This window comes from Paucisalibacillus globulus (assembly GCF_900184735.1).
Classification (GTDB): domain Bacteria; phylum Bacillota; class Bacilli; order Bacillales; family Amphibacillaceae; genus Ornithinibacillus; species Ornithinibacillus globulus_B.
Map to the genome: position 1 here is coordinate 61,027 of NZ_LT855389.1, position 15,379 is coordinate 76,405.

General features: G+C 36.3%; 18 protein-coding genes and 1 riboswitch. Of the genes, 2 read left to right on the plus strand and 16 right to left on the minus strand.

Annotated features, from left to right (window positions below):
• Nucleotides 1-615 precede the first annotated feature (615 nt).
• The 16 genes from BN999_RS08905 to BN999_RS08975 all read right to left on the minus strand — a co-directional run bounded on the left by BN999_RS08905 (nucleotide 616) and on the right by BN999_RS08975 (nucleotide 13,712).
• Nucleotides 616-921: a YunC family protein gene (locus BN999_RS08905; RefSeq protein WP_096271033.1), complete on the minus strand. Its 306-nt coding sequence runs from the start codon at nucleotides 919-921 to the stop codon at nucleotides 616-618.
• Nucleotides 922-1,002: 81 nt separating this feature from the next.
• Nucleotides 1,003-2,397 (minus strand): bifunctional metallophosphatase/5'-nucleotidase, encoded by a 1,395-nt coding sequence (locus BN999_RS08910; protein ID WP_096271034.1) that lies wholly within the window; start codon nucleotides 2,395-2,397, stop codon nucleotides 1,003-1,005.
• An 11-nt stretch (nucleotides 2,398-2,408) separates the two neighbouring features.
• Entirely contained in the window at nucleotides 2,409-3,224 is an 816-nt protein-coding gene (locus tag BN999_RS08915; protein ID WP_096271035.1) for a sulfite exporter TauE/SafE family protein, read from the minus strand.
• A gap of 170 nt (nucleotides 3,225-3,394) precedes the next feature.
• The gene (gene sufB, locus BN999_RS08920) at nucleotides 3,395-4,792 is read right to left on the minus strand and encodes a Fe-S cluster assembly protein SufB (protein ID WP_096271036.1); all 1,398 of its coding nucleotides are present in this window, start codon (nucleotides 4,790-4,792) and stop codon (nucleotides 3,395-3,397) included.
• Nucleotides 4,793-4,815: 23 nt separating this feature from the next.
• Entirely contained in the window at nucleotides 4,816-5,247 is a 432-nt protein-coding gene (gene sufU, locus BN999_RS08925) for a Fe-S cluster assembly sulfur transfer protein SufU (RefSeq protein WP_096271037.1), read from the minus strand.
• Nucleotides 5,237-6,457 carry a cysteine desulfurase gene (locus tag BN999_RS08930; RefSeq protein WP_096271038.1) on the minus strand — a complete coding sequence of 407 codons (1,221 nt, stop codon included), beginning with the start codon at nucleotides 6,455-6,457 and terminating at the stop codon, nucleotides 5,237-5,239. Before BN999_RS08930 ends, sufU begins: the two co-directional genes overlap by 11 nt.
• A complete protein-coding gene (sufD, locus tag BN999_RS08935) occupies nucleotides 6,457-7,764 on the minus strand; it encodes a Fe-S cluster assembly protein SufD (RefSeq protein ID WP_096271039.1) in 1,308 nt (435 codons plus the stop codon). Before sufD ends, BN999_RS08930 begins: the two co-directional genes overlap by 1 nt.
• A 17-nt stretch (nucleotides 7,765-7,781) precedes the next feature.
• Nucleotides 7,782-8,567 (minus strand): Fe-S cluster assembly ATPase SufC, encoded by a 786-nt coding sequence (sufC, locus tag BN999_RS08940; RefSeq protein ID WP_096271040.1) that lies wholly within the window; start codon nucleotides 8,565-8,567, stop codon nucleotides 7,782-7,784.
• Between the two features lie 225 nt (nucleotides 8,568-8,792).
• Complete coding sequence (locus tag BN999_RS20575; protein ID WP_176481924.1) at nucleotides 8,793-8,963, minus strand: hypothetical protein; 171 nt, start codon at nucleotides 8,961-8,963, stop codon at nucleotides 8,793-8,795.
• Between the two features lie 245 nt (nucleotides 8,964-9,208).
• Complete coding sequence (locus BN999_RS08945) at nucleotides 9,209-10,024, minus strand: MetQ/NlpA family ABC transporter substrate-binding protein (RefSeq protein ID WP_096271041.1); 816 nt, start codon at nucleotides 10,022-10,024, stop codon at nucleotides 9,209-9,211.
• Nucleotides 10,025-10,053: 29 nt separating this feature from the next.
• A complete protein-coding gene (locus BN999_RS08950) occupies nucleotides 10,054-10,722 on the minus strand; it encodes a methionine ABC transporter permease (RefSeq protein ID WP_096271042.1) in 669 nt (222 codons plus the stop codon).
• Nucleotides 10,715-11,737 carry a methionine ABC transporter ATP-binding protein gene (locus BN999_RS08955; RefSeq protein WP_096271043.1) on the minus strand — a complete coding sequence of 341 codons (1,023 nt, stop codon included), beginning with the start codon at nucleotides 11,735-11,737 and terminating at the stop codon, nucleotides 10,715-10,717. The genes BN999_RS08950 and BN999_RS08955 overlap by 8 nt, the downstream gene beginning before the upstream one ends.
• 147 nt (nucleotides 11,738-11,884) lie before the next feature.
• Nucleotides 11,885-11,997: riboswitch (SAM riboswitch) on the minus strand.
• A 79-nt stretch (nucleotides 11,998-12,076) separates the two neighbouring features.
• Nucleotides 12,077-12,394 (minus strand): thioredoxin family protein, encoded by a 318-nt coding sequence (locus tag BN999_RS08960; RefSeq protein ID WP_096271044.1) that lies wholly within the window; start codon nucleotides 12,392-12,394, stop codon nucleotides 12,077-12,079.
• A 19-nt stretch (nucleotides 12,395-12,413) separates the two neighbouring features.
• Nucleotides 12,414-12,770 carry a toprim domain-containing protein gene (locus tag BN999_RS08965; protein WP_096271045.1) on the minus strand — a complete coding sequence of 119 codons (357 nt, stop codon included), beginning with the start codon at nucleotides 12,768-12,770 and terminating at the stop codon, nucleotides 12,414-12,416.
• Between the two features lie 130 nt (nucleotides 12,771-12,900).
• The gene (gene gcvH / locus BN999_RS08970; RefSeq protein WP_096271046.1) at nucleotides 12,901-13,284 is read right to left on the minus strand and encodes a glycine cleavage system protein GcvH; all 384 of its coding nucleotides are present in this window, start codon (nucleotides 13,282-13,284) and stop codon (nucleotides 12,901-12,903) included.
• Between the two features lie 71 nt (nucleotides 13,285-13,355).
• Complete coding sequence (locus BN999_RS08975) at nucleotides 13,356-13,712, minus strand: arsenate reductase family protein (protein WP_096271047.1); 357 nt, start codon at nucleotides 13,710-13,712, stop codon at nucleotides 13,356-13,358.
• A 608-nt stretch (nucleotides 13,713-14,320) separates the two neighbouring features.
• Here BN999_RS08975 and BN999_RS08980 point away from each other — a divergent pair.
• Both BN999_RS08980 and BN999_RS08985 read left to right on the plus strand, forming a co-directional pair.
• A complete protein-coding gene (locus BN999_RS08980; RefSeq protein WP_096271048.1) occupies nucleotides 14,321-14,854 on the plus strand; it encodes a VanZ family protein in 534 nt (177 codons plus the stop codon).
• Nucleotides 14,855-14,871: 17 nt separating this feature from the next.
• Nucleotides 14,872-15,354, plus strand: a complete 483-nt coding sequence (locus BN999_RS08985) for a GNAT family N-acetyltransferase (protein ID WP_096271049.1) — start codon at nucleotides 14,872-14,874, stop codon at nucleotides 15,352-15,354.
• The last annotated feature ends 25 nt before the right edge of the window (nucleotides 15,355-15,379 follow it).

Sequence of the window (15,379 nt, forward strand, 5' to 3'; positions counted from 1 at the left end):
GCGCGGCTAATAATCTAATTTGGGAGCAACATACCCGCTACGGAAATACACTCCGCTTTCCGCGGGCGGCTGGTGAGCCTCCTCAGAGCTAAAGCTCTTGCGGGGTCTTACCGATGCCTATCCTCCCGCAGGAGTCTCCGTGTATTTCCTTCGCTAGTAATAAGTGATTAAGGGCAATAGAACCACTTAAATCCAAAAATATGATCAATAACTAACAATAATTAGAATACTAAACCAGCGCAGGCAGAATACGGAGACTCCTCGAAAATAAAGAGCAATTTTCTTCGTGCGATGATGATTATGCTGCCGAAGCCTACCTTGTCCTACGGGAATAGCACGTGTCCGAAGACCCCGCAGCGGTGAACTTTCCGCGAGGAGGCTGAGGCCGTGCCCGTGGAAAGCGGAGTATTCTGCCGGAGCGGAATCATACCACTATACCCATTTATTTTTTGAGATTAGCAGTGGTTACCGCACAGTTTCTAACAAATAATGTAGTAAACAACACCTTTAAGAAAAGCTTTATTTTTGGGGGTTATTAAGTCAACTAGTACATTTATTTAACTATTTTCTCTTCCTGAAAAACGCCAAATAAAAATGCCTCTAGAGAGACATTTTTTAAGATATTCGTTTTAAGGCTTCTTTTCCAATCATACCAACTTCCCATCCATATTTATCTTTGGAAGCGTCGGTAATCTTTTCGAGTGGTGCACTTAATAAATCATCTATGGTTCGAACTCCTACTGCCCTTGCAGCAATTACTTCACGTTCTTTTAGCTTTTCACTTAATAAATCAACATCTAAAGCTCCACACATGATATAACCTATTTCATTCGTAATCATTAATAAATTTGTTTTCGGTAATTCCACTTTTATCGCCGTGAACATTATCCCGTCCACTTCTAATGGATTGATGGTAATCATGAACATGATGCCTCCTTTTAATGTACACTATATTTCTATGCAAATGGAAGGTCATGTGTCACGATATGAATAGTATCCCTTTTAGCTATAATATTCCTTTAGAGTTTCAGCTAGAAAATCCCTTATAAAATCTGGAAGAATATAATTTTTCCTTTCTGACTTGGCTACTTCTGGTAATAATCTCCCAAATGTAAATGCATCCGCAATAACAACTGTATAGATATGGTCCATATCTACCGGCTCTTTATTCATTAATACTTCCTGAACATACTCCGAACCATTTGAATGAATTCCTGTTTTGACATGTAAACCAGAAAAAATCATTCTTCCTAGTACCTTACCTCGAAAGCCGAATCCCTTTAACTGAAATTCCATAAACTCTTTCGTTAGACTAGCTCTTACCACTTCGATTACTTCTCTACCAGTTAACTCTACAATACAAGGATTTATAGGATGTGGACATGCCCTATGAATGTCCCCTAATGTTATTCTACCAGCAGGAAAGCCATTTAGTAATAAGCCTGTATTGAACATCGCAATGTCAACATTTGTTTCTTGTTTTATTTTATTGGTTAATAGTTGCATAATCTCTGTGTGTTTATACCAATCCACTTGGATAGGTTTTTCTGTGACCACAACTGTTGTATCTAATATTTCTTCCGCCTGAACTAATAACGTATTAAGCTTTTGCTCCGTTTCAAGATCCACAGTATATTCAGAGATATCAGTAGCATAAGCTTCTTTTTTAATTAACCTTTTTTCTTTATGATCCCAAGTTAGGATTACTTCGCCTATATAATAACAATGCTTCCCTGCTGCAGTAATGATTGTTTGATTTACTTCTTCTCCACTACGCAGCAAATGATGTGTGTGTCCACCGATGATTACATCAATATCAGAAAATCTTCTTGCAATCTCTTCATCCTCACTTAATCCTAAATGAGATAATAAGACAATCACATCGGATGATTCTTTTACCTGCTGAACTAGTTTTTCTAATGTTTCATATGGGTCTCTAATATGCCACCCGAGTAACTCATAATAATCATTAAAAGGTGCCGTAAGCCCAATAACCCCAATTTTAATGCCATGATGTGTAATAAATTCTAAGCTCGGGCTTAACCATTCAGGTAATCTATCATCTAGACTCTCTAAGTTAGCACAAACTACTGGAAACTTTGCTTGATCATATAATTGGAAGAGATCGTGATGGGAAAATGTAATACCCTCATTATTTCCGATAGTTACAGCATCATAACCAATATCATTGAGTAATGTTACATTCCCTTTCCCTAGAAGTGCTTCAGAGATAGGGTGTACTCGATCGACATGGTCCCCAATATCAAAAAGCCAATACGAGTCATTTTCAAGTTCTCGTTTGGCCTTTACTCCTTTTAAGAACTTCGTAACCCTTGGCCACTGGCTGAAGTTACTATGTAAATCATTTGTATAGTAAAAATATATTTTCTCTTGCATGTGAAAACTCCTTATGCGGTTACTCCATTAATAATCATACGTAATCCAATAATGATCAATGTAATTCTTAAGATCCATTCCAGTGTTTTCCCTTTTAATAGTTGGTTCGTTCTAGCACCAAGTCTTCCACCGATCCAAGCACCAGGGATAAAGAAAAATAAATATTGCCAAATGATGTGTCCTAGCACAATATGAGTACTCGCTCCAATAATACTAACAAAGAATATCATGAACATAGACGTGGCCGTTGCAATATGAACTGGAAAACCAAACAAGAGAATCATGGCAGGTACCATAATGGATCCACCACCGATTCCAAACAGACCAGATAACGTTCCAACTACTAATGAAAGTAAAAACGCAAATGGGGTTGAGACTGCATATTGAAATTCTTCACCGTTTACCTGAAATGTTCGTACATTATTTCCCGTAACATCATTTTTTCTAGTAGAACGTTTAAGGAAAAACAGAAGTGAAATGATGATAATTAATATACCAAAATATAAGGAAAACACATCAGTATTCATAAACTGATTTAACCATGAACCAATCATACTACCAGGAATACTTCCAGTTAAAAAAAGCACAGCGGTTTTATAATCAACTCTACCCTCTTTTAAATAGGTAAGGGATGATGAAAGCGATGTGAAGACCATCGTGATCAATGAAATACCAACTATAGCTTGTGGTGTGGCCCACTCAAATCCAGGAACAAATTGATATAGTAATAATAAACTTGGGATTAAGATAACTCCCCCACCAAGTCCAACTAAACTTCCTACAAATGCTGTTAAAATACCTATAAATAAACATATAAAAAATACCAAATTCATTACCTCTAACTATTTTAGTTTTCACTACTAATTTTAGCATTGTTTTACTTAGAATCCCAACAAGCAGTTTATCGTATGGGGTTATAAGGAAACAGATTGGTTGTGTCCAAAAAAAATCCAAGTCCAGATTATTCCTGAACTTGGATTCCTATTCTTAGAAAGAATTAACCGATAGAACCTTCCATCTCGAATTTGATTAGACGGTTCATCTCAACCGCATATTCCATAGGAAGTTCTTTTGTAAATGGCTCAATAAAGCCCATTACAATCATCTCAGTTGCTTCTTCTTCGGTTAAACCTCTACTCATTAAGTAGAATAGTTGTTCTTCCGATACTTTAGATACTTTTGCCTCGTGCTCTAATGAGATATTATCATTTAAAATCTCATTGTATGGGATTGTATCAGATTTAGATTCGTTATCTAAAATTAACGTATCACACTCAATGTTAGCACGTGCTCCATCTGCTTTTCGTCCGAAATGAACCATTCCACGATACGTTACGTTACCACCTTGTTTAGAGAAGGATTTCGAAACGATTGTAGAAGAAGTATTCGGTGCTAAGTGATGCATTTTTGCACCAGCATCTTGTACTTGACCTTTACCTGCGATTGCGATTGAAATGGTGTTACCACGAGCACCTTCACCTTTTAGAATAATGGCAGGGTATTTCATCGTTAATTTAGAACCGATATTACCATCAATCCATTCCATCGTCCCGTTAGCATCAACTACGGCACGCTTGGTAACTAGGTTATAAACGTTATTAGCCCAGTTTTGAATGGTTGTGTAACGGCAATAGCCATCTTTCTTAACAATGATCTCTACAACCGCACTGTGTAATGAGTTTGTTGTATAAACCGGTGCTGTACAACCTTCTACATAGTGTACAGATGCACCTTCATCCACAATGATTAAAGTTCTCTCAAACTGTCCCATATTTTCAGAGTTAATACGGAAGTATGCTTGAAGAGGTGTATTTGTTTTTACACCTTTCGGAACATAAATGAATGATCCACCAGACCAAACTGCTGAGTTTAAAGCAGAGAACTTATTATCAGAGTATGGAATTACTGTTCCAAAGTACTCTTTAAATAAATCTTCATTTTCTTTTAAAGCAGTATCTGTATCTTTGAAGACAATACCTAAATCTTCTAGGTCTTCTTTTAAGCTATGATATACTACTTCCGATTCATATTGTGCTGAAACACCAGCTAGATATTTTTGTTCTGCTTCTGGAATACCTAATTTATCAAATGTTTGTTTAATTTCTGCAGGCACTTCATCCCAAGTTCTACCTTGTTTTTCGGAAGGCTTAACATAATAAACAATTTCATCAAAATCAAGACCCGTTAAGTCTCCACCCCATTGTGGCATTGGACGTGAGTAAAAATGTTCCAACGCTTTAAGGCGATAATCGAGCATCCACTGAGGTTCTTCTTTCATGTTTGAGATTTCTTCCACGACTCTTCGTGTTAAACCACGCTCTGTACGGAAAATAGAAACGTCTTTATCACGAAAGCCATATTTATATTCATCTATTTCAGGCGCTTTCTTTGCCATCATATACCCTCCTTCTAGTATTGTTACTTATCATTAACTCCCTTTTCCATCGCTTTCCATGCTAGGGTAGCACATTTGATACGTGCTGGAAATTGTGAAACACCACTTAGTGCCTCCGCATCTCCCATTTCAATATCAGAATCAATTTCCTCACCAAGCATCATCTCAGAAAAGAGTTTAGACATTTTTAGTGCATCTGTGACAGTTTTACCTTTTATAGCTTGTGTCATCATGGATGCAGAAGACATACTTATTGAACAGCCTTCACCCTCAAATTTAGCATCCTTTACAACACCATCTTCAACTTGTAATTGAAGTTGGATACGATCACCACATGTGGGATTATTCATATCCACTGTCAGTGCGTCACCTTCCAGAACACCACGATTTCGAGGGTTTTTATAGTGGTCCATAATGACTTGTCTGTAAAGTGTTTCCAGGTTGTTAAAAGACATTACCGAAAAACTCCTTCGTTTTCAAGAGTCCGTCAACTAATTTTTCAACATCATCTTCGGTATTATATAGGTAGAAACTTGCCCTTGCTGTTGCTGTAACATTTAACCATTTCATTAATGGTTGTGCACAGTGGTGACCAGCACGAACAGCTATACCATAGGAATCTAATGCAGTAGCAACATCATGTGGATGAACATCACCAAGATTAAACGTAACAAGTGCTGCACGATGTTCTGGTCCGTAAATTTTAATGCCTTCTACTGTACGTAAACGATCCATTACATAATCTGCCAGCTTTTGTTCATGATCCAGAATATTATCCATACCAACTTCTTCTAAAAAGTCAATTGCAGCTGCAAGGCCAATTGCACCACCGATAATAGGAGTACCACCTTCAAATTTCCAAGGTAGCTCTTTCCAAGTAGAATCATGTAAGCTTACGAAATCGATCATCTCACCACCAAATTCTACTGGCTCCATATTCTCAAGTAATTCTCTTTTTCCATATAAGACACCAATTCCAGTAGGAGCAAGCATCTTATGTCCAGAGAAAGCATAAAAGTCACAGTCTAAATCTTGTACATCAACCTTCATATGCGGAACACCTTGTGCACCATCGACAACTAGGATAGCTCCCTTGCTATGTGCAATTTCAGCAATTTCCTTAATTGGGTTTATAGTTCCAAGAACGTTAGATACATGAGCAATTGCAACAATCTTTGTATTTTCAGTAACTAACTTACGGTAATCCTCAAGTGAGACTGTACCATCATCTTGCAGGGGAACATATTTTAATGTCGCACCAGTAGCTTTAGCAGCTTGTTGCCAAGGAATGATATTACTATGATGCTCCATTGGAGTAATTAAAATCTCATTTCCTGGTTGTAGGTTAGCTCGAGCATAACTTAAAGCAACTGAATTAATCCCAGTTGTTGTGCCTCGATTAAAAATAATTTCTCCCGTACTTCTAGCATTAATGAATCGTCGAACTTTTTCACGAGCACCTTCATATTGATCCGTTGCACGCGAACCTAGTGTATGAACACCTCGGTGAACGTTTGCATTATCAAATCGATAATAGTTTTCAACAGCTTCAATAACTGATATCGGCTTCTGTGAAGTTGCAGACGAATCAAGATAAACTAATGGGTGCCCGTTTACTTCCTGATCAAGAATCGGAAACATTTGCCTAATGGCTTTAACATCCATTAGTCAACTTTCCTTTCAATTACTTGCTTCAACTGTTTCTTAACAGCATCAATCGGTAATTGTCTTACTACAGGATCAAGGAATCCATGAATGATTAAACGCTCCGCTTCTTCTTTGGAAATACCACGACTCATTAAGTAATAAAGTTGCATCGGATCGACACGTCCTACAGATGCAGCATGACCTGCTGTTACATCGTCCTCTTCAATTAATAGAATTGGGTTTGCATCCCCACGAGCTTTTTCACTTAACATTAGAACACGAGATGTTTGTTCACTATTGGCACCAGATGCACCATGTTCAATTTTACCAACGGCATTAAAGATTGAAGTTGCGCTTTCTTTCATAACACCACGTTGTAAAATCTGGCCATCTGTGTTTTTACCGAATTGAACCATTTTCGCTGTGAAGTTCTGTGTTTGTTTACCACGTCCAACAGTAACTGCATTGGCATTCGATACACCACCGTCACCAACTAAATGAGTAACGTTCTCAGAAATTGTATCTCCATCATTCATTTGGCCTAAAGCCCAGTCAATTGTAGCATTACGATATCCAACACCACGACGGTTTACATAAGTAGTAGTACCAGCTGCAAAATTATCAACTGCACCAAATGAAATCTTCGCATTATCTTGCGCGATGACTTCTGTTACGATATTAGCAACTGTAGCTTCATCCTTATTATTAGAAATATAGTTTTCAACATATGTTAAACTACTATTTTCTTCAGCAACAACTAATACATGATTTACTAGTGCTACTTCTGGATCTTCTTGCCAGAATATAGCTTGAATTGGCTCTTCTACTTGAACATTTTTAGGGACATAAACGAAAACTCCCCCGTTCATTAATGCTGCATGAAGTGCTGTTAATTTATGTTCATCAATTGAAACAGCATCTTTCATATAATATCGTTTTACTAATTCTTCATGCTCTTTCAACGCTGTAAAGATGTCCGTGAAAATAACACCTTTATTTGCTAATTCTGGACTCAATTTTGCAAATGCAACTGTTTGGTTACGTTGAATTACAAGATTCTCTGGTAACGCATCTACATCAAAGAAATCTTGGATTTCAGTAGGCAACTCAGATAATGAAGAAATAGTTTCTCCCGTTGCAACATGTTTAAATTGCGTAAAATTCCATTTACCGATCTTTGTTTTATCTGGTTTTGGTAATTCTAATGTTTCAGCTTTTTCTAATGCACTAACACGTAATTCTTTCATCCATGTTGGTTCATTATGCTGACTTGAGAACTGTTCAATATAGCTTCTATCATAAGGTAGCTTTGTGTCCACAGTCATATTACCCCTCCTAACTATTAAGCGTTTTGTCCTACTGTTTCGTCTTCGATACCTAACTCTTCCTTAATCCAGTCATATCCTTCTGCTTCTAAGCGTTGAGCTAGTTCAGGACCGCCAGATTTAACAACGCGACCTTGCATCATTACGTGCACAAAGTCTGGAGTAATATAATTTAATAGACGTTGATAGTGTGTAATGATTAAGCAACCGAAATCTTCGCCACGCATTTTATTAATACCTTTGGATACCACTTTTAATGCGTCGATATCTAGACCAGAATCAATTTCATCAAGAATTGCGATATCTGGTTTAATCTGCATTAATTGAAGGATTTCATTACGTTTCTTTTCTCCACCAGAGAATCCTTCGTTTAAATATCTTGTTGCCATACTTTGATCAATTTCCAAGAAGTCTAAATCTTGGTCTAAACCTTTGATAAATTTCATTAGTGGAATTTCATCGCCTTCCTCACGGCGCGCATTAATAGCTGAGCGTAAGAAATCTGAAGTTGTAACACCACTAATTTCACTTGGATATTGCATTGCTAGAAATAGACCTGCACGTGCACGCTCATCTACTTCCATTTCAAGTACATCTTCACCATCTAGAAGAATGCTTCCTTCTGTTACTTCATACTTAGGATGACCCATGATAGCAGATGCTAACGTTGATTTACCAGTACCGTTTGGTCCCATAATAGCATGGAATTCTCCACCCTTAACGGTTAAATTAACACCTTTTAATATCTCTTTACCTTCAATTGACACATGAAGATTTTTAATTTCTAATACAGATCCTGCCATATTGATACCTCCATATATTGTTATGATATTTGGATATGTAAAATATCGATATCCATTCTCAATTTATTCTCATTACAATCTTATAGCATTTCGAATCGATTATCAACTTATTTGGGTTGTTGAAAGATGTCCCTATAATATAGGATAAAACAGGTATTCAAATAGAATCTTCAAGCCAAAAAACAACTGAGGATTCCCAGGAGGGAAACCTCAGTTTCACATGTATCATCTATAAATATTACTATCAATTTCAGCAACAATATATTTACATTTATTGTATTCCTCTTGCCGTCTCCTTTCAACCTTCATTCGGTTTTCTAGTTTACGACAATAATCAGCATACCCCATATGGTGTGACGTTTGCATAGCTTTTTCCATTTCCGAGGTATAGTTCATCTTTATCTCACTATTAATAGTGAATCATCCTTTCGTTGTAATGACAATTTCAATGTTAGCATGAAGGTATGGTGGACACCAAGTCTGATTTAGTCGCCAATTTTAGTTTCTTTTTACATCACACCCGCTATAATCTAAATAATGGATTAATCCATAAACATTTACACTTTTACTCGCATATACTGTTATTTACTAGTTAAACAAAAAAAACAGTAAACCCTAAATAGGATTTACTGTTATTAAAATTAATTGTTTCCACCAACAGGTACTACCGCTCCATCATATTTCTCAATAATGAAGTTTTGAATTTCTTCTGATTGAAGAACTTCAACAATTTTCTTCAAGTCCTCATTATCTTTATCTTCTGCACGTGCAGCAATAATATTTACATAATCAGATTCTTCACCTTCAACAAATAATGCATCCTCTAGCGGCTTTAAGTCACCTTCAATTGCATAGTTTGTATTAATTGCCACAAGAGTATCTTCCTCATTGTTATAAGCCTCAATTAAGAATTCTGGATTAACTTCTCCAAATAAGAACTGTAGATTTAATGGATTTTCAACAATATCCTCTTGTGATAGTGTTAATGGATCCTCTATATCATCTGAAACCTTAATTAATCCTTCTGCTTCAAACAACTCAAGAACACGAAGATGATCTGCATCATTACGACTGATAATTACTTCTGTGCCTTCTGGAATCTCTTCTACACTTGTAATTCCTTTTGAATAAATTGCAATTGGTTCAATATGAATGCCACCTAGATTAACAATATCATATGCTTTATCTGGATCTGTAGTTTCGCCTTCAAAAAATGGAATGTGTTGGAAATAGTTAGCATCAATTGCGCCTTCATCTAAATCTAAGTTAGGTAAGAAGTAATCGGAATACTCTTCAATTTCAATTGTGATACCTTCCTCTTCAAGAATAGGTTTAGCCTTTTCTAGAACCTCAGCATGTGGTGTACTAGTTGCGCCAATTTTAATAACCTCATCATTTCCACAAGCAGCTAAAAGTCCAATAAGTAAAATCGATAGTACAAATAATAATTTCTTCATTTTTGTAATCTCCCTTATTTTTATGTTATTTATCTTTTATCCAATTTCTTAGTAATCAAGTCACCAATAAATTGGAAAATGAAAACAATAATAATGATTAATACTGTACAAACAAACACAACGTCAAAATCTCGTCGTACAAATCCATGATAATAGGCGAAATCTCCTAGTCCACCAGCACCGATAACCCCAGCAACTGCCGTGTATCCAATTAGTGCGATTGCTGTTACGGTTGCTCCAGAAACTAGAGCAGGCATTGATTCAGGTAATAACACTTTAAAGATAATTGTTTTTGTTTTCGCCCCCATCGATTGTGCAGCTTCTATTACTCCTCTATCCACTTCACGTAAACCGATTTCTACTAACCTCGCATAGAATGGAGCAGAACCAATAATTAAAGCAGGTAAAGCCGCGTTCGACCCTCTAAATGTACCCATTAAAAAGGTTGTGAAAGGTATTAACAACAAAATTAAGATGATAAAAGGAATAGCTCTGAATATATTTACGATTGTTGCTACAATTAAATTTAAACCCTTATTCTCCCATAGATTCTCACTAGAGGTTAAATAAAGTAAGAGGCCTAATATAATTCCAAAAATAACTGTTCCTACTAGTGCCAGAAGTGTCATATAAAATGTTTCCCCTGTTGCGACGATGAGTTCTTCCAGTACTACGTTAGGGAATAATTCCTTAAGCATGGGCTAAAACCTCCACTTCTACTGAGGTTTTCTCTTTGATAAAATGAATTGTATTCTTTACCTCATTTTGCTCGCCATTGATTTGGACAATTAATGTACCATAGGCACCTAATTTGGTCTGTGTAATCTTCCCTTGAAGTATGTTCACTTCTATATTGAATTCTTTGGATATATTACTAATTAGGGCTTGGTTTGCCGATTCCCCTACAAAATGTAATCGAACAAGCTCACCAGTTGTATGATCTACTAATAATTGTTCTAAATCTCCATCTTGATTTCCCATCACTTGCTCTACAAATTTCTTAGTTACCGGCTGCTTAGGTTTTAGGAACACATCTAGGACTTCACCTTTTTCAACAATTTTTCCATTTTCCATTACCGCAACCCGATTACATATCTTCCTGATGACATGCATTTCATGAGTAATCAGAATGATGGTTAACCCAAGTCTCTCGTTAATATCAACTAGTAGGTCTAGTATTGAATTTGTAGTCTCTGGATCTAGAGCAGATGTTGCCTCATCACAGAGTAATACTTTTGGATTATTAGCTAATGCTCTAGCTATACCAACCCTCTGCTTTTGACCTCCACTCAACTGCGAGGGATAAGCATTTTCTCTACCTGATAGCCCCACTAGGTCAATTAACTCATTTACTCGCTTTTCTCTTTCCTCTACAGATACTCCAGCTATCTCTAACGGAAATGCTATATTTTCACTTACTGTTCTTGACCAGAGTAAGTTGAAATGCTGAAATATCATACCTATATTCTGCCTAGCAACTCGAAGTTTATCTTTACTAAGAGCAGTTATTTCTTGTTCGCCGATTGTTATTTTACCTGAAGTTGGTTCTTCTAAACGATTTAACAGCCTAATCAATGTACTTTTCCCAGCGCCACTATAACCAATCACACCAAATATTTCACCATCTTGTATGGTTAAATCTAGATTATCTACTGCAGTAATTTGTTTTTGATTGAGACGGAATATTTTCGACAGTCCTTCAATGGATATCACCAGAGCATCCCTCCTATTTCTATGATGTACTATTCGTTATTCCACATTCGTTTAACTTCGAGAACACAGAATATTTTATTACAAACAAAAAACGCCTTTCTGTAAGAGAACAGAAAGACGTAATAATATATATTAGATCTTCACGTTCTCTCATCTTTCAAAGCTAATGCTTTGTAGGACTTAGCACCTTTTTCAAACACGAATGTTTGAAGGTTGCCGCGGTTTCATAGGGCCTTTCCCTCCACCGCTCTGGATAAGAGATAAATCATTTATTCAATTTTCGATAAAACTAACTATAGCACCAGAGTAAATATGTGTCAACCATAAAAAGAAATTTTTTTAAATATTTTCTTTAAATAACTCTGGTTGGTATTCTAATAGATAACTATAAATATTAGGTATAGAGTGAAACACATATACTTTTTCACGAATTATATTATCTTTTTTTATTAACAGGCAGGGAACACTTTCTATTTTGTTGTCCTGCATAAATTCAGGAAAAAATGATGCATTCATTTCATAGAAAACATCTGTCTTGTGCACACTTTCTATCTTTTCCAACATGGTTCTTGCTAGATGGCAGGTTCCACAAAAAGGTGTATAAATATATAGTAACAAATCTTTTTCTTCTAATGTTTCCTCGTTTAATTGCTTCAAAAAATCACCTACCTGTAAGCTAGACTAAATAATGAGGATTGACTGAAATTTGCTTACCAAGTAATAGCATAGCTAATATTCTTTCCGGTGTAGCTGCAACTTCACGGTATTCACTACTTACATAAATATGCTCTGCATGTGGTAATTCAAGAGAAAGCTGCTTTCTAAGCTTCAGCCCGGATTTATCTTCGTCAACAAAAATATAAACATCTTTTTCATCTAATTGATAGGTTTCTAACATTTCATCAAATCGCTCTATATCAAAGGTTCCATTTGTACAAATAATCGTAACCTGATCTTCAATTACCTTCTCAAGCTGCCTTTTATCAGTTAGCCCCTCCACTATTATTACACGTTCAGAATGATGTGAAATCATGATAGATCCCCCTCTATTTGAAAACGCAAGGCGTCATATTAGTACAACTAGATGTCTAGAAATCTTTGAAATTAAAACTGACTCTTTCCCTTAAAGCAGGAAAAAAGTCAGTGTATAATGCAATATCAAATTAGTCTTGCTCAATCAGTTCTTTATAGGCTTCTGATGATAATAGTTCATCTAGTTCAGATTCGTTGCTAAGCTCGACAACTATCATCCAAGCATTTTCATAAGGAGATTCATTAACAAGCTCAGGGCTGTCTTCTAACTCAGTATTAACTTCGACAATTTTCCCACTTACAGGTGCATATAACTCAGATACAGTCTTCACAGATTCAACACTTCCAAATGGCTCATCAACAGAGATTTCATCTCCAACCTCTGGAAGTTCAACAAATACGATATCACCTAGTTCATCTTGTGCAAAATCTGTAATACCGATACGAACCGTGTTACCTTCTTTTTTTACCCATTCATGTTCTTTTGAATATAATAAATCGTTTGGTAAGCTCATTGTAATCCCTCCGAATAATTGGTTGTACATTTACTATACAACCTATATTTGTTTATTGCTAGTATTATTATTTAGACCCAGCTACTCTGAAATATTTCTTCTTTAAAACCTAACGTAACCACTTTTCCATCGGTGACAATTGGTCGTTTAATAAGCATCCCATCTGAAGCTAAGATCTCTGCCATTTCCTCGTTTGTTGCATCCTGAATCTTCTCTTTTATATTTAATTCACGATACTTCTTACCACTCGTATTAAAGAATTTTTTAGCAGGAAGTCCACTTTTTTCAATTAGCTCTAATATTTCTTCCTTGGAAGGTGTTTCTTCCACAATATGTATGCTGTTATAGGAAACGTTATGCTCATCAAACCATTTCTTCGCCTTTTTGCATGTTCCACAGTTTGGATACCAGTAAAATGTAAGTGCCACAATACCCCTCCTTTATTACTATTATATTACCATGATTTGTGTCGAATTATAAGGGGGAACACTTCATTTGCTAAGGCTCTTTCGCAAAGTTAGTTGCAATTGATAGAAACTGTGCGGTAACTAGTTTAATTACAACAGAATTAGTTATTGGGTACAGCTGTACGACACCGCTCCGGCAGAATACTCCGCTTTCCGCGGGCCCGGCCTCAGCCTCCTCGAGGAAAGTTCACCTCTGCGGGGTCTTCGGACACGTGCTATTCCCGCAGGAGTCTACGTATTCTGCCTGCGCTGGTTTAGGTTTCCTACTTTAAGTTAGCAAATAATGATTGTCTTGGTTTTAATTGTTAATCTTTTTTTCACTCAAAACTAGCGTAGGAAATACACGGAGACTCCTGCGGGAGGATAGGCTTCGGTGAGACCCCGCAGTGCGTATGCGCGAGGAGGCTCACCAGCCGCCCGCGGAAAGCGTAGTGTATTTCCGAAGCGGGTATGATGTGCTATACAAAATGGGAATTAAAACTATCTAGCTAATTTTTTTGGAGATTAAATCTAAATCTATTAAATTAAATGCTATACTAGTCTTAATATTAAAAACGTAAGGAGTTAGAATGGATTATATTAACGATTTACCAATACTGTTTATTGCAATAACACTCTTCCTATATATACCGTTACGTATCTCGTATCGGAAGAAAATGAAGATTAAAAATAATAAACTCCGAGAGATTACTTTTATATTACTCATTGCGTATGGAGAAAGCTTACTTTACTTAACCTTATTTCCAACATCATCGGTAGTACCTAATCATGTTTCTATTAATCTAATACCATTTAAAACTATTAATTTATACATTAATCACCACCAAGACTTCACACTTCAAGTTATAAACTTATTAGGTAATGTAGTGGTGTTCATTCCAATTGGAATTTTTGTATTACTGTTACTAAATCGAGTTACATTCTTTAAAGTCTCTTTCATTGGTCTAGGGAGTACATTATTCATTGAAGTAATGCAATTGTTGCTGTCGATTAACGGGGTGATATCACGTAGTTTTGATGTAGATGATTTAATATTGAATACTGCCGGGGTAATAATTGGATATGCCATCGGTACGCTAGGACGAAAATTCTTTCCTCTATAGATACGGAGTGATTATTTATGATAAAAAATGAATTAGTTCTAAGAGACGTAAATGAGGGTGACCTGCCCATATTCTATAGCTATCAAACAGATAGAAGTGCAAACTATATGGCAGCATTTACAGCTAAAGATCCATTAGACGAGAAAGCATTCCTGAGGCATTGGAATAAAATCATGTCTGACGAAACGGTAATCATCAAGACTATCATAAAAGATAATACAGTAGTTGGCCATATTGCTAAATTTGAAATGTTCGGTTCGCCTGAAATCACCTACTGGTTAGGAAAAGAACATTGGGGCCAAGGAATAGCCACAGAAGCGTTGAAAATGTTTTTAAATTTGGTTACCATCCGGCCAATATTTGCTCGTGCAGCCAAAGATAATTTGGCCTCTTTAAAGGTACTTAATAAATGTGATTTTCAAATTATATCTGAAGATAAGGCTTTTGCAAATGCAAGAGGTATGGTAGTCGAAGAATATGTTTTAAAACTTAGCAAGTAAGACAAGAGAAAAAAGCTAGAATCTA

Coding starts and splice junctions, on each gene's coding strand:
- BN999_RS08905 (WP_096271033.1), bottom strand. CDS start 921: ATGATTACCATCAATCCATTAGAAGTGGACGGGATAATGTTCACGGCG.
- BN999_RS08910 (WP_096271034.1), bottom strand. CDS start 2,397: ATGCAAGAGAAAATATATTTTTACTATACAAATGATTTACATAGTAAC.
- sufB (WP_096271036.1), bottom strand. CDS start 4,792: ATGGCAAAGAAAGCGCCTGAAATAGATGAATATAAATATGGCTTTCGT.
- sufU (WP_096271037.1), bottom strand. CDS start 5,247: ATGTCTTTTAACAACCTGGAAACACTTTACAGACAAGTCATTATGGAC.
- BN999_RS08930 (WP_096271038.1), bottom strand. CDS start 6,457: ATGGATGTTAAAGCCATTAGGCAAATGTTTCCGATTCTTGATCAGGAA.
- sufD (WP_096271039.1), bottom strand. CDS start 7,764: ATGACTGTGGACACAAAGCTACCTTATGATAGAAGCTATATTGAACAG.
- sufC (WP_096271040.1), bottom strand. CDS start 8,567: ATGGCAGGATCTGTATTAGAAATTAAAAATCTTCATGTGTCAATTGAA.
- BN999_RS20575 (WP_176481924.1), bottom strand. CDS start 8,963: ATGAACTATACCTCGGAAATGGAAAAAGCTATGCAAACGTCACACCAT.
- BN999_RS08945 (WP_096271041.1), bottom strand. CDS start 10,024: ATGAAGAAATTATTATTTGTACTATCGATTTTACTTATTGGACTTTTA.
- BN999_RS08950 (WP_096271042.1), bottom strand. CDS start 10,722: ATGCTTAAGGAATTATTCCCTAACGTAGTACTGGAAGAACTCATCGTC.
- BN999_RS08965 (WP_096271045.1), bottom strand. CDS start 12,770: ATGATTTCACATCATTCTGAACGTGTAATAATAGTGGAGGGGCTAACT.
- gcvH (WP_096271046.1), bottom strand. CDS start 13,284: ATGAGCTTACCAAACGATTTATTATATTCAAAAGAACATGAATGGGTA.
- BN999_RS08980 (WP_096271048.1), top strand. CDS start 14,321: ATGGATTATATTAACGATTTACCAATACTGTTTATTGCAATAACACTC.
- BN999_RS08985 (WP_096271049.1), top strand. CDS start 14,872: ATGATAAAAAATGAATTAGTTCTAAGAGACGTAAATGAGGGTGACCTG.